Annotated in this window: 13 protein-coding genes and 1 tRNA gene; 5 read left to right on the top strand and 9 right to left on the bottom strand. The window is 63.8% G+C overall.

Features of this window, described 5'->3' with window-relative positions; translation table 11 throughout:
- Positions 1-3 precede the first annotated feature (3 nt).
- Together LRQ04_RS04960 and LRQ04_RS04955 are read right to left on the bottom strand one after the other, a co-directional pair.
- Positions 4-483 (bottom strand): FHA domain-containing protein, encoded by a 480-nt coding sequence (locus LRQ04_RS04960; protein ID WP_235518677.1) that lies wholly within the window; start codon positions 481-483, stop codon positions 4-6.
- A 5-nt stretch (positions 484-488) separates the two neighbouring features.
- Positions 489-1,238: a DUF3662 and FHA domain-containing protein gene (locus LRQ04_RS04955; protein ID WP_235518073.1), complete on the bottom strand. Its 750-nt coding sequence runs from the start codon at positions 1,236-1,238 to the stop codon at positions 489-491.
- Positions 1,239-1,610: 372 nt separating this feature from the next.
- On the opposite strand from LRQ04_RS04955, the gene LRQ04_RS04950 reads away from it, so the two are divergent.
- Positions 1,611-1,693: transfer RNA gene (locus LRQ04_RS04950), tRNA-Leu, on the top strand.
- 248 nt (positions 1,694-1,941) lie between these two features.
- Here the strand turns inward: LRQ04_RS04950 and LRQ04_RS04945 are convergent.
- The 5 genes from LRQ04_RS04945 to LRQ04_RS04925 form a co-directional block, all read right to left on the bottom strand.
- Positions 1,942-2,640, bottom strand: coding sequence for a FadR/GntR family transcriptional regulator (locus LRQ04_RS04945; RefSeq protein ID WP_235518071.1), 699 nt, complete (start codon positions 2,638-2,640; stop codon positions 1,942-1,944).
- Positions 2,641-2,650: 10 nt separating this feature from the next.
- Positions 2,651-3,778, bottom strand: coding sequence for a mandelate racemase/muconate lactonizing enzyme family protein (locus LRQ04_RS04940; protein ID WP_235518070.1), 1,128 nt, complete (start codon positions 3,776-3,778; stop codon positions 2,651-2,653).
- A 109-nt stretch (positions 3,779-3,887) separates the two neighbouring features.
- A complete protein-coding gene (locus LRQ04_RS04935) occupies positions 3,888-4,796 on the bottom strand; it encodes a DMT family transporter (protein ID WP_235518069.1) in 909 nt (302 codons plus the stop codon).
- Entirely contained in the window at positions 4,789-5,394 is a 606-nt protein-coding gene (locus tag LRQ04_RS04930) for a helix-turn-helix domain-containing protein (protein WP_235518067.1), read from the bottom strand. Before LRQ04_RS04930 ends, LRQ04_RS04935 begins: the two co-directional genes overlap by 8 nt.
- Before the next feature lie 76 nt (positions 5,395-5,470).
- Positions 5,471-6,187: a TetR/AcrR family transcriptional regulator gene (locus LRQ04_RS04925; RefSeq protein ID WP_235518066.1), complete on the bottom strand. Its 717-nt coding sequence runs from the start codon at positions 6,185-6,187 to the stop codon at positions 5,471-5,473.
- A gap of 108 nt (positions 6,188-6,295) precedes the next feature.
- Between LRQ04_RS04925 and LRQ04_RS04920 the strand changes: the two genes are divergently transcribed.
- The 3 genes from LRQ04_RS04920 to LRQ04_RS04910 all read left to right on the top strand — a co-directional run bounded on the left by LRQ04_RS04920 (position 6,296) and on the right by LRQ04_RS04910 (position 10,154).
- Complete coding sequence (locus LRQ04_RS04920) at positions 6,296-7,669, top strand: NAD(P)/FAD-dependent oxidoreductase (protein WP_235518065.1); 1,374 nt, start codon at positions 6,296-6,298, stop codon at positions 7,667-7,669.
- An 83-nt stretch (positions 7,670-7,752) separates the two neighbouring features.
- Positions 7,753-8,619, top strand: a complete 867-nt coding sequence (locus LRQ04_RS04915) for a universal stress protein (RefSeq protein ID WP_235518064.1) — start codon at positions 7,753-7,755, stop codon at positions 8,617-8,619.
- A 23-nt stretch (positions 8,620-8,642) separates the two neighbouring features.
- Positions 8,643-10,154 (top strand): APC family permease, encoded by a 1,512-nt coding sequence (locus LRQ04_RS04910; RefSeq protein ID WP_235518062.1) that lies wholly within the window; start codon positions 8,643-8,645, stop codon positions 10,152-10,154.
- Positions 10,155-10,237: 83 nt separating this feature from the next.
- Here the strand turns inward: LRQ04_RS04910 and LRQ04_RS04905 are convergent, their stop codons facing one another.
- Complete coding sequence (locus LRQ04_RS04905; protein ID WP_235518061.1) at positions 10,238-10,813, bottom strand: hypothetical protein; 576 nt, start codon at positions 10,811-10,813, stop codon at positions 10,238-10,240.
- A gap of 80 nt (positions 10,814-10,893) precedes the next feature.
- Between LRQ04_RS04905 and LRQ04_RS04900 the strand changes: the two genes are divergently transcribed.
- A complete protein-coding gene (locus tag LRQ04_RS04900) occupies positions 10,894-11,277 on the top strand; it encodes a VOC family protein (RefSeq protein ID WP_235518059.1) in 384 nt (127 codons plus the stop codon).
- Positions 11,278-11,365: 88 nt separating this feature from the next.
- On the opposite strand, the gene LRQ04_RS04895 is transcribed toward LRQ04_RS04900, so the two are convergent.
- Positions 11,366-11,815 carry a DUF5997 family protein gene (locus tag LRQ04_RS04895; RefSeq protein ID WP_235518057.1) on the bottom strand — a complete coding sequence of 150 codons (450 nt, stop codon included), beginning with the start codon at positions 11,813-11,815 and terminating at the stop codon, positions 11,366-11,368.
- Positions 11,816-11,828: the final 13 nt, after the last annotated feature.

Here is an 11,828-nt window from a genome sequence, read left to right as displayed (position 1 = left end):
GGACTACGGCCTCAATTCAATGACCGTCTTGCCGATCCTCACGGGGACGCCAAGTTCAACCGGCAAAGCGCGGGTGAGCTGTTGATCGGCCAGGTAGGTGCCGTTGGTGGAGCCAAGGTCCTCGATGAACCAGCGGCTGCCCTGCGGGAAGAGGCGGGCGTGCCTCCCCGAGGCGTAATCGTCCTCGAGGACCAACGTGGCTTCCTGGGCACGGCCGAGCAGAATGGGGCTCGCTGCCAAGGGGACCGTAGTGCCCTTGAGGGGGCCTTCCGTGACCACCAAAGTGCGTGCGTGCTGGATTGGCGGCGGCGGTGACGCGGCCAGTTCCGGGTGCTTGCGTACTTCCCGGGCTGTGGGAACGCCCGTCACGGCTTTGCGGCCAATCTGGAAGTCGCGGCGCATGGTGGACACGATGCTGAAGATCAGGATCCAGAGCAGCAGGAGGAACCCGAAGCGAAGCGCTGTAATGGTCAGTTCGCTGATGTCGTTCACGCGTGGCCACCCGGGGCTTGGGGGAGGAGGCGGAAAATGATCTTGGTACGTCCCATCGTGATGGTTGAGCCGTCAGTTAGCTCTACGCTGCCGTTTACCTTGTGTCCGTTGACGTAGCTGCCATTGGTGGAACCCATATCGACGGCCCACGTGCTGCCATTCTCGGTGCGGATCTCAAGATGCTTCCGCGAAACGCCGGTGTCATCTACAAGAATGTCGGCTTCCGATGAACGGCCAAGCACTACTGACCGGGCATTGAGGGAATATCGCTGTCCACCGATGTCGAGGACGGGCTGGAGGCGGGTGGGCTGCCGGGCGGGAGCAGCGGGAACGTGGCTGCGAGGGGCCTGGGCAGCCGGTGCTGCATCATTGGATTGCTTCTCGGTCCGGGAGGTGATTTCAAAATGGCCGGCGCGCTCCTCGTCGTTACGACGGAACGAAATCCGGACAGCACCCTGAAGCGTGTAGCCCTGGCTGCGGACGTGCTGGATCACAACATCGCACAGTTCCTCGGCCAGGGGAGTTCCCCACTCCTGCGCCCTTGCGAAATCCTCATCGCTCAGGAGGACATCGAAAACATTGGGAGCCAGGGTGCGGCCCGCGGCGATGGTGATGGACTTGTTGTCCAGTTCGCGCCTTAGCTTGCTCGCGATCTCCACCGGTTCAACACGTGCCCGCGACCCCGTGGAGAAGACGTTTCGGACGGCTTTTTCAATGCCGCGCTCGACTTTGTCCAGCAAACCCATGGTCGTTCTCCTTTCCTTGCCGCGGCACCTGTTGTGCCTATCCGATAGTCCGCGTGCGCACAGAGCGAAGTGCGCGCCTGACGGCCCTTCCACTCCCCGATACTACTGGGACTGACTGGGAATGGCCTTAATCCACAACGCCCTACGACCCGGAAAAGTTCTCTCCGGGCCCTTGCTGGCGCGGCTGCCGGGGCGAGAAATTTCCATGGAATTCAGCCGTTGTTGAGGGAATTTTGCCGGGTGAAGGTGGTGTGCGGGACCCGCTTGGCGCCCCGATTGGTGTTTTCAAGCGAATGTCCGTTATGCTTGATCTCGCTGCTTTTGAAGGAAACAAAGCTGGGAAACCTGCTGAAGTCCGGAAAAAGAAGTTGCGCGCGAGTGGCGGAACGGCAGACGCGCTGGCTTCAGGTGCCAGTATCCGAAAGGGTGTGGGGGTTCAAATCCCCCCTCGCGCACGCAAAGGAAAGAGCCCCGGTCTTAGGATCGGGGCTCTTTTGTTTTGTCCTCTCACCTTTACGCCCACAAGGTCGTCGGCAACCCGCTCATCCGTTGCTGGGCAACAACGGATATACGGGCCAGCCACGGGGATGCAGCGCAGGGATTTCGAACAAGGGCCGGATTTGGCGGTCCGACGTGGGCCAAGTGCGCGGGGTGAGCCGCGCGGAACCGTCAGCCGCGCGGAACCGTCAGCCGCGCGGAACCGTCAGCCGCGCGCGGAACCCGTGAACCGGCGTCGTGAGTTATTCAGGTGCAGGCGCATCGCTGCCGCGGCAGCCACCGGATCTCCCTCCGCGATTGCTGTGTATATAGAGGTGTGCTCGTGGACCACCTGCGCGAAGCGCTCCGGGGAGTCCTGATCCTCGGTGGTGACCAGGCGCGGGCGGGGCATCGTGATCATGGTTTGTCCCAATGCTGAGATGCAGTCCGTATAAAAGGGGTTGCCGGTGGCGGCCGCAATGGCCCTATGGAATTCGAAGTCGGCCTTCATGGAGTGGGCCGGGTGGCCTGCGCTGGCGATGAATTGCTCCAAGGCGCCGTGCGCGGCCTTGAGCTGGCGTTCGGTGTGGTTGCGTGCGGCCAGGGAAGCGGCTTCTGTTTCCACCCCAACGCGGAAGTCCAGCATTTGCAACCGGTCCTCCATGCTGGAGACCGGGCGGGTTCCGGGCGCCGGCGAGGGACCGTCGGCGGGCGGAGTCAGCGCAAAGCTGCCCCGCCCACGTTCGGTTTCAACAAGTCCCTCGGCCTGCAGCCGGGTCAGGGCCGAACGGACGACGGTCCTGCTCACCCCGAATTCGCTGATGAGGGTGTTTTCGCTGGGGAGCTTCTCACCTGGCTGGATGGCGCCGTCGACGATGCGGTTGCGAAGGTCGGCGGCGAGATCCGCGGTCAGGTTTCGGCTCATGGGTTCAAGATTACGCGCCGAACTCCACGGCTTCGTTGGTCCAGGCGCGGGCCTGCCCGCTGAGTGTGACGCCCAGTCCGGGACGGTCCGGGACGATCATGCGGCCGTTCTTGGTTTCGAGGCGCTCCTCGAACAGCGGGTCCAGCCAGTCGAAGTGTTCCACCCAGGGCTCGCGGGGATACGCCGCGGCCAAGTGAAGGTGGATTTCCATGGCAAAGTGGGGCGCGAGGCCCAGGCCTCGTTCATCCGCCAGGGCCGCGAGCCGGAGGAACTGGGTGATGCCTCCGACCCTGGGCGCGTCCGGCTGGATGATGTCGCAGCTGTTCGCGTTGATAAGGCCCTTGTGTTCGGCAACGGACGCGAGCATTTCGCCCGTGGCGATGGGGGTGTCCAGCACCTGGGCCAAGTGTGCGTGGCCTTCAAAGTCGTAGGCGTCCAGGGGTTCTTCAATCCAGATCAGGTTGAATTCCTCGAGTTGGCGGCCCATGCGCAGGGCGGTGGCCCTGTCCCACTGCTGGTTGGCGTCCACCATGAGTGGCACGTCCCAGCCGATGTGTTCGCGGATTCCAGCGACGCGGCGCAGGTCTTCCTTGGAATCGGGAAGGCCCACCTTGATCTTGATGCCGCCGATGCCTTCGTCGATGGATTGCGTGGCGCGTTCCTTGACCTCGTCCAAGGTGGCATTGAGGAAGCCGCCGGAGGTGTTGTATGTCTGGACGGAGTCCCGGTATGACCCCAGCAGCTTGGCCAAAGGGAGTCCGGCACGCTTGGCTTTGAGGTCGTAGAGCGCGATGTCAATGGCGGCGAGGGCCTGGGTTGCCACCCCCGAGCGTCCCACCGAGGCGCCGGCCCAAAGGAGCTTGGTGTAGATCTTGCCGATGTCGTTGGGGTCCTCGCCGACGATTCCTTCTGCCACTTCCTTGGCGTGGGCATACTGCGCAGGGCCGCCTGCACGCTTGGAGTAGCTGAAGCCCAGGCCGGCGTGTCCCTGTTCCGTGGTGATCTCGGCGAAAAGGAACACCACTTCGGTCATCGGTTTCTGGCGGCCCGTGAAGACCTTGGCGTCGCTGATCGGCATGGTGAGGGGAAGCGTGGCGGTGGACAGCTTGATGTGGCGGATCAGATCTACGGTGCTCATGGTTCTCCTAAGTGGTTTCACTTAGAATACAAGTTGACTACTTGTTCTACAAGCTTTCCTGCCGATTAAAACCCACTGCGCCTTCACCGGGCAGGCGAAGCCCGAAGACCTAGGGGGCCGCGGGCGACGCCGGAACGTCAGTCGTCATCGTCGGCGTGGGAGACCGGCGGCCACCTTGCTGCGCCGCAGTCCCCGCAACCACAACCAGGGTGACCCCAACAAGCTGCAGGACGCTGGGCGCCTGGGCCAGAACGAGCACACCGATCAGCACGCCAAACGCCGGTTCAATGGACAGCAGCGTGCCAAAAGCGGTGTGTGTCATGCGCCGGAGGGCAAGCATCTCCAGCCCGAAAGCAATCACCGGAGTTATCAGCGCAATCCCGGCTGCAACAGGCAGCACCCACCACTCAAGGGATCCTCCGAGGACCTGCGGCAAGCCAATGGGCAGCGTGGCCAGGGCGGCGACCGGAATGGTGAGCGAGAGTCCGCTGATGCCACCGAAACGATCGCCAACATGTTGGGTGAGTACGTTGTACAGCCCCCAGCATGTCCCGGCCGCAAGGGCGAATCCCACGCCGGCCATGTCGATGGTGCCGTGCCACGGCTCCGTCAGCAGCACCACACCCATGAAGGCGAGGAGTGGCCAGATAAGCGCCTTCCGGCGCTTGCTCATGAGGCCGGCCACGGTGAGGGGACCCAGGAATTCGATGGCGACGGCGGTTCCCAGTGGGATGCGCTCGACGGCGGCAAGGAAGAATGTGGTCATGAAGCCCGTGACCACTCCGAGTGCGATCAACGCGGGCAGGTCGCGGCGTCGCAGTGACCGGATGGCCGGACGGCTCACCAGCCACAAAAACACGACGCCAAAGCACATGCGCAGCCAGGCTGTGCCTGCAGGCCCAACCTGGTGAATGACCGCAACAGACAGGGCATTCGAGAGCTGCACCGCCATCATCGCGGCAACGGCCATTGACCATGGCGGCAGGCCGCCGATGGTTCCGGACAAACGGTCACGCATTCGGGGTCTCCGTCCGATGTGCTGCGCCGACTCCTGGTTCCAGGACGGTCAGGGTGAAACGAGTGCGTTGCTGGGAGTCATTGGAGTACGCATGGCCGACGTCGCCAAAGAAGGTTAAGGCGTCGCCGATGCTGAGTACGTGGCTCTCCTCCGAGACGCTCACCGTCAGCGAGCCTTCCAGAACCTGCAGCAACTCCCGGGTGCCTGCGGAGTGCGCCTCGCTTTCGTGCCGTTCGCCGGGCGCCAGTGTCCAGTCCCAAAGCTCGACGACGTCGGGAGACTCGGTGCCTGCGACCAGGACGCCGCGGCCTCCGGAGGGACCGGTCCAGAGCACGGCGCCCTCACCGGATCGGGTGATTTTCGCGGACCGCGGGGCTGGAGGCTCAACCAAGGCGGGTAGCCCGACACCCAGGGCATCGCTGAGCCGCAGCAGGGTTCCGATGCTCGGATTAACCGCACCCTGCTCCACATTGACCACCATGCGGCGGCTGACCCCCGCAATTTCCGCCAGTTGGTCGAGTGTCCAGTCCCGGCCCTTGCGTTCCTGTTTTACGCGTTCGCCGATTGCCCGCGCCAAAATTTCTGCATTGTCTTCCACAAAGTGCAGCATAGTGCACTATCTTGGCAATAAGTATTCCGCGGTGGATCTGAAGGGGCGGCCCCTTCGGTAAACGTCAGGCGCGCAACGCCCCGAAGCCGCTGATCAGCGCCTCGAGTCCCAGGCTGAAGGCAACGTCAGTGGGCCGGTCATGCTGTTCCAGTGCCAGTCGGTCCACGGCCGCAGTGAAGTTGGGGACCTGGCTGGCGAGGCTGCCGGCGTCGAAAATGTCGTCCGGAGCGGTGACGTCGTACGCGGCGCCGAACACAAACGCTTCAAGCGCTACGATCGCGGAAATGATGCGGTCCTCGGGGAACCCGGCTTCGCGGAAGCCCGCAGTGACGGACTCGTACATGGCGAGTGTCTTGGGGGCGTTCGCAACGGGCAGCACCGCGATGATCGGAATCAGGGGAGTGTGCTCAGAGAAGACATCGCGGTAGGACCAGGCCCAGCGACGAACGGCGGATTCCCATGGTTCGCTGCCGAATGCCGAGACGTCCACCATCGCGGCCAGGTGGTCCATGAGCAGGATGAGCACGTCGTCCTTCGATGAGACGTGGTTGTACAGCGCGGACGGTGCGACACCCAATGAGCGGGCCAACGCGGCCATGGTGAGTCCGTTGTAACCCTTGGTGCCGATCAACTCCAGGGCCGCCGTCGTGATGCCGCCTTGGTCCAGGACCGCCGCCGTAGGCCTGCCGGCGCGGCGGCGTACAGGGCGCGCCGGAGTGGCGGACGTTGCGGGAGTCGGTGCGGGCATCGGGAGCCTTTCTGCTGCCTGTGTCCCCAGCATTATTCCACTGGGTCTTCACAGCCGGGGTCAGGGCGGCTAGTATTGGATATAAATGAATGGCATTCATTTATTGGTCAGCCGCCAACGGACGGCCACGGAGAGGACATCATGCAGAATCTTGATCGCGACGTTGTAATCGTCGGTGCCGGACCGTCAGGGTTGACGGCGGCACGCGAATTGAAGAAGGCCGGACTCAGCGTCGCAGTGCTCGAAGCACGCGACCGCGTGGGCGGCCGCACCTGGACCGACACCATCGACGGCGCCATGCTGGAGATCGGCGGCCAGTGGGTTTCACCGGACCAGACGGCCCTCATGGCCCTGCTGGAAGAGCTCGGACTGGAGATGTACTCGCGCTACCGCGACGGCGAGTCCGTCTACATCGGCGCCGACGGCAAGCGCACCCGGTACACCGGCGACTCCTTCCCGGTCAACGACACCACCAAGGTCGAAATGGACAAGCTGGTGGCCATCCTTGACGAACTGGCGGCCGAAATCGGCCCCACCGAGCCCTGGGCCCACCCCAAGGCCCGCGAGCTGGACACCATCTCCTTCCACCACTGGCTCCGCCAGAACTCCAGCGACGAGGAAGCCTGCAACAACATCGGCCTCTTCATCGCCGGGGGCATGCTCACCAAGCCCGCCCACGCCTTCTCCGCACTTCAGGCAGTACTGATGGCTGCTTCCGCGGGCAGCTTCAGCCACCTGACGGATGAGGACTTCATCCTGGACAAGCGCGTGGTGGGCGGCATGCAGCAGGTCTCGTTGCTGCAGGCAGCAGAACTGGGTTCCGACGTCATCCTCAACAGCCCTGTGCGCACCATCAACTGGGAAGACAACAAGGTCACCGTGGTGTCCGAGCAGGCCACGGTCAACGCGCGCTACGTGATCATGGCTGTTCCGCCGAACCTCTACTCGCGTGTCTCCTTCAACCCGCCGCTGCCGCGCCGCCAGCACCAGATGCACCAGCACCAGTCGCTGGGCTTGGTCATCAAGGTGCACGCCGTCTACGAGACCCCCTTCTGGCGTGAAGACGGACTCTCCGGCACCGGCTTCAGCGCCGGCGCACTGGTCCAGGAGGTCTACGACAACACCAACCACGGCGACACCCGCGGCACCCTGGTGGGCTTCGTCTCCGACGAAAAGGCCGACGCCGTGTTCGAGCTGAGCGCCGAGGACCGCAAGAAGGCCATCCTCGAATCCATCGCCGGATTCCTGGGCGACAAGGCCCTCACGCCCGAGGTCTACTACGAGTCCGACTGGGGCTCCGAGGAATGGACCCGCGGTGCCTACGCCTCCAGCTATGACCTGGGCGGACTGCACCGCTACGGCAAGGACCAGCACGCAAACGTCGGCCCGATCTACTGGTCCTCGTCGGACCTGGCAGCCGAGGGCTACCAGCACGTCGACGGGGCAGTCCGCATGGGCCAGGCGACCGCAGCGCGCATCGTCGAAGCCCACAAGCTCGCTTCGGTAGCGGTCTAGCCGCAAAGTTACGCAACCGGCAGTCCGGGGGAAGTGCCGTCCCCGGACTGCCGGCAGCACTGTTTAAGAATCGAAAGGGAGCCATGCGCTACGTAGTGGGGTACACCGCCAACGCGAGGGGGCACGACGCCGTCCACCTCGCCGTAGCGCTTGCCCGGAACCACGATGTGAGCCTTGACCTGGTCCTGGTGATCCCCGAGGACTCTCCCTTCAACGCCGTCTACCCGCCGGAAACCGGCTACGACGACATCCTCAACGAGCAAGCGCAGCGTTGGCTGGACGAAGGCCTGGCCCTGGTCCCGGCGGACATTACCGCGCGGGGCCACATCCGCCGCGGCGATTCCGAAGCCCGGACGTTGATTGATGCCTCCGTGGAGATGGATGCTGCGGCGCTGGTGATCGGAGCCACCAACAGTGGCCTGCTCAAGCGCTTCACGATTGGTTCGGTGGCTGGTGCGTTGCTCCACTCGGCGCCGTTGCCGGTTGCCCTGGCACCGCACGGATACCGCCGCACGGAACCGATCACCCGGATGAGCTGCGGTTTCGGCACGCGACCCGGGGCCGATGAGCTCCTGGACCTTGCTGTGGAGTCGGCGCGTGATCGCGGCCTTCCGCTGCGGCTCGTCTCCCTGTTGGCGCTCGACGGCGGTGACTCGCCTGAGCTGCTCGACGCGGCATGGATGCATGCCGCCCAGCGGATTGCCGCCGTCGAAAGTTCATCCGCGGATGAGCTGCTGACTGAACCCGAGATCGTGGTGGCCAAGGGCCGAACCATCGAGGAAGCTGTGGACCGGCTTGACTGGGAAGACGGCGAAATCCTGTTGATCGGCTCCAGCCGCCTCGCCCAGCACCGGGCCACTTTCCTTGGCACCACCGCAAACCGGATCCTGCGTGCCCTACCCGTTCCCATGATTGTGGTCCCCCGCGACTACACGCGACAAAGCTCATAGCAATCGCCTGAGAGGCAATACCCATGTCAACTGCACCAAAGACGGTCCAGTCGAAAGAATCTTCCCTGAGTGAAAAGGGACTGAAAGCCGGATCGGTGGGCCTGATCGGCGCCGTCGTGATCGGTGTTTCCTGCATCGCGCCCGCCTATACCCTCACCGCAGCGTTGGGTCCCACGGTCTCGGAAGTGGGCGTGCATCTTCCCGCCATCTTCCTGGTGGGCTTCATCCCCATGCTGCTGGTGGCGCTCGGTTACCGCGAACTGAACAACGCAATGCCCGACGCCGGTACCTCCTTCACGTGGGCGACGCGCGCCTTCGGTCCGTGGATCGGCTGGATGGGTGGTTGGGGGCTGATCGCAGCGACCATCATCGTGTTGTCCAACCTTGCGGCCGTTGCAGTGGACTTCTTCTACCTGATGCTCGGCCAGCTCTTCAGCAATCCGGATCTGGCCGGCCTCAGCAAGATCCTGCCCTTGAATATCGCCACCACGTTGGTGTTCATTGCCATTGCGTGTTGGATTTCCTACCGCGGAATGGAGACCACCAAGGGCGTGCAGTACGTGCTGGTGGCCTTCCAGCTGCTGGTCCTGGGCTGGTTCGCAGTATCGGCGTTCGCGCACGTTGCCAACGGAACCGCGTTTGATGCCACAGCCATTTCGCCCGACTGGTTCAACCCTTTCGCGGTGGACTCGTTCTCGCAGTTCGCAGCAGGTGTGTCGCTCTCGATCTTCATTTACTGGGGCTGGGACGTCACCCTGACCATGAATGAGGAAACCAAGAACCCGGAGAAGACCCCGGGCCGTGCCGCGACCATCACTGTGCTGGTCATCGTGATCATCTACATGACCGTCGCGCTGGCCACCCTGTCCTTCGCGGGCGTCGGCGACACCGGATTGGGTGCCGGGAACCCGGAAAACCAGTCCAGCATTTTCGCCGTCCTGGCGGGCCCGGTGATGGGTCCGTTCGCGATCCTCATGTCGTTGGCCATCCTGAGCAGCTCGGCGGCATCCCTGCAGTCCACGTTTGTTTCGCCGGCCCGGACCATGCTGGCCATGGGCCACTACCGCGCTATTTCGCCGCGGTTCGGGCGCATCAGCCCCACGTACAAGTCGCCCAGCTTCGCCACGATTGCTGCTGCAATCGCAGCAGCGGCGTTCTACGTGATCACCCGGACGGTCTCGGAAAACGCCCTCTGGGACACCATTACCGCGCTGGGCATGATGATTTGCTTCTACTACGGCATCACGGCCCTGGCCTGCGTCTGGTTCTTCCGGGCCGTGGCTTTCAGCAGCGTGCGCGCCTTCTTCTTCAAGTTCCTTGCGCCTCTGGTGGGCGGGGTGATCCTGCTGGTCATGTTCGTGAAGACCGCCATGGACTCGATGGACCCGGAATATGGCTCCGGATCATCCGTTGGCGGGGTGGGCCTGGTGTTCATCCTGGGGATGGGCGTGATCCTGCTGGGCGTGGCGATCATGCTGGTGATGTACCGGCTGCGGCCCGAGTTTTTCAAGGGCAAGGTGCTGACCCGGGCGTAAACCTGGGGCGCGCCCGCCTCTAGGTGCGCGTTGTGGGGCCCGCTCTGCGCGCTAAATCCACGCTTTGGGGCGCAGAGTGGGCCTCACAACGTAGGTTCTGGGACTCCCGCAGCCCGTTCTGCCGCCGTCAGGGCTTCGGCCAGGCGCTCGACGGCGGACCTGTAGTCCGTGCCGGCGGTCACCTTGCAGTATTCCGCCTCGCGCAGGGCCCGGGCGAGCATCGCCGTTTCGGTGATCCTGACGTCCGACATCGCCGGAAAGTCGATGGTCCGGCCCGGGTCAAGCTCGTAGCTCTGCCACTGCCGGAGGAGGTTCTGGTGGCGGGCGGTGTCCTGGACAAAACCAGCACGACGCCGGGGTTCGGCTGCGTGGATACGCTCCACTTTGCGGATACTCGCCAGGGTTCCGCCAACGGTAGCCACTCCCACCAGGACCATGATGAGGCCGGCGGGGGACCACTGGACTGCCGGGACCAGGATGGCGGGAAGGATCACCACCGATCCTCCGAAGAGGTCCCAGAAGATCCCATCAGGCTCCGGGCCGCGACCATGCACCGCCTTCCTGTGCAGCGCGTACGTGGTTGCTGCGGTTGCCAGAACCAGGGCAGCACCCCAAAGGAGCATCATGGCGGGCATCGGACCACCTCCAGGCGACTTCACATGGCTTTGCTTTCAGTATGCGCCAGTGCCTGTGTGGGCGCGAGGGTCTGGGTGTCGGACCCGGGGCGTAGCCTTGGCGCATGAGACTGAAAATGTGCAGCATCCATGTCAAGGACCCCGCAGCAGCTCACGCGTTCTACACGGAGACCCTGGGCTTTGAGACGCTCATGGCCATGCCGGAGTACAACCTGTTCATCATCAAGGATCCTGGGGCGGACAACAACAGCTCGCCTGGGTTGTTGCTGGAACCGAGTGACAACCCCATTGGTGCCAACTACATGAACGCCGTCTACCAGGCAGGGATGCCCGCAGTGGTTTTGGGCGTGCCCGATGTGCGGGCCGAGTACCAGCGCTTGCTCGCCGCTGGGGTCACCTTCAAGGGTGAGCCCGCTGAGGACCCCTCCGGCGTTAGCGCAGTATTTGACGACGGCTGCGGCAACTTCGTCCAGCTTCATCAGGATTAGCACCGCTTAAAAAGCCGTGGGCTTAAAAAGCAGTGGCCTTAAAAAGCAGTGGCCGGGACCCTAGGTCCCGGCCACGCACTGCTGAAGGCTACGCGTGGTCCCGCTTGGAGGCCTTGGGGGCGTCGCGCTTGGCGGCGGCGTTCTCCCGGGCTTCCTTTGTTGCGGCTTTCTTGTGGGCTTCGTCCTTAACGCGCTGGGCTTCGCTGCGGACCGCGGCCTGCGTGGCCCTTTCGGTGACCAGCCACTGCGGGAGGGTCTGGAGCAGCTCGGTGATTTCCGCCGTCGTGAGCGCTTCCTCAACGCCGCCGCGGGCGAGGCCGCTGATGGAGATGTTCAGCTTCTGCGCCACAACCGGGCGCGGGTGCGGGCCGTTGCGGCGCAGTTCGGCGAGCCACTCCGGCGGGTTGGCCTGGAGTTCGGCGAATTCGTCGCGGGAGATCGATGAATCCTGGAACTCCTGCGGTGTCGCCGGCAGGTAGATGCCGAGTTTCTTGGCAACGGTGGCCGGCTTCATGGACTGGGAGTCTTTGGGAGTCATGCTTCAAGGGTAT

Origin of the sequence: Paenarthrobacter sp. AR 02 (assembly GCF_021538675.1) — a bacterium.
Classification (GTDB): domain Bacteria; phylum Actinomycetota; class Actinomycetes; order Actinomycetales; family Micrococcaceae; genus Arthrobacter.
This window is presented reverse-complemented; position numbering and strand designations above follow the sequence as displayed.

What these genes read in the sequence shown, in the direction of transcription:
- LRQ04_RS04955 (WP_235518073.1), bottom strand. Translation starts at nt 1,238, where the DNA reads ATGGGTTTGCTGGACAAAGTCGAGCGCGGCATTGAAAAAGCCGTCCGA.
- LRQ04_RS04945 (WP_235518071.1), bottom strand. Translation starts at nt 2,640, where the DNA reads ATGAGCCGAAACCTGACCGCGGATCTCGCCGCCGACCTTCGCAACCGC.
- LRQ04_RS04940 (WP_235518070.1), bottom strand. Translation starts at nt 3,778, where the DNA reads ATGAGCACCGTAGATCTGATCCGCCACATCAAGCTGTCCACCGCCACG.
- LRQ04_RS04935 (WP_235518069.1), bottom strand. Translation starts at nt 4,796, where the DNA reads ATGCGTGACCGTTTGTCCGGAACCATCGGCGGCCTGCCGCCATGGTCA.
- LRQ04_RS04925 (WP_235518066.1), bottom strand. Translation starts at nt 6,187, where the DNA reads ATGCTGGGGACACAGGCAGCAGAAAGGCTCCCGATGCCCGCACCGACT.
- LRQ04_RS04920 (WP_235518065.1), top strand. Translation starts at nt 6,296, where the DNA reads ATGCAGAATCTTGATCGCGACGTTGTAATCGTCGGTGCCGGACCGTCA.
- LRQ04_RS04915 (WP_235518064.1), top strand. Translation starts at nt 7,753, where the DNA reads ATGCGCTACGTAGTGGGGTACACCGCCAACGCGAGGGGGCACGACGCC.
- LRQ04_RS04910 (WP_235518062.1), top strand. Translation starts at nt 8,643, where the DNA reads ATGTCAACTGCACCAAAGACGGTCCAGTCGAAAGAATCTTCCCTGAGT.
- LRQ04_RS04900 (WP_235518059.1), top strand. Translation starts at nt 10,894, where the DNA reads ATGAGACTGAAAATGTGCAGCATCCATGTCAAGGACCCCGCAGCAGCT.
- LRQ04_RS04895 (WP_235518057.1), bottom strand. Translation starts at nt 11,815, where the DNA reads ATGACTCCCAAAGACTCCCAGTCCATGAAGCCGGCCACCGTTGCCAAG.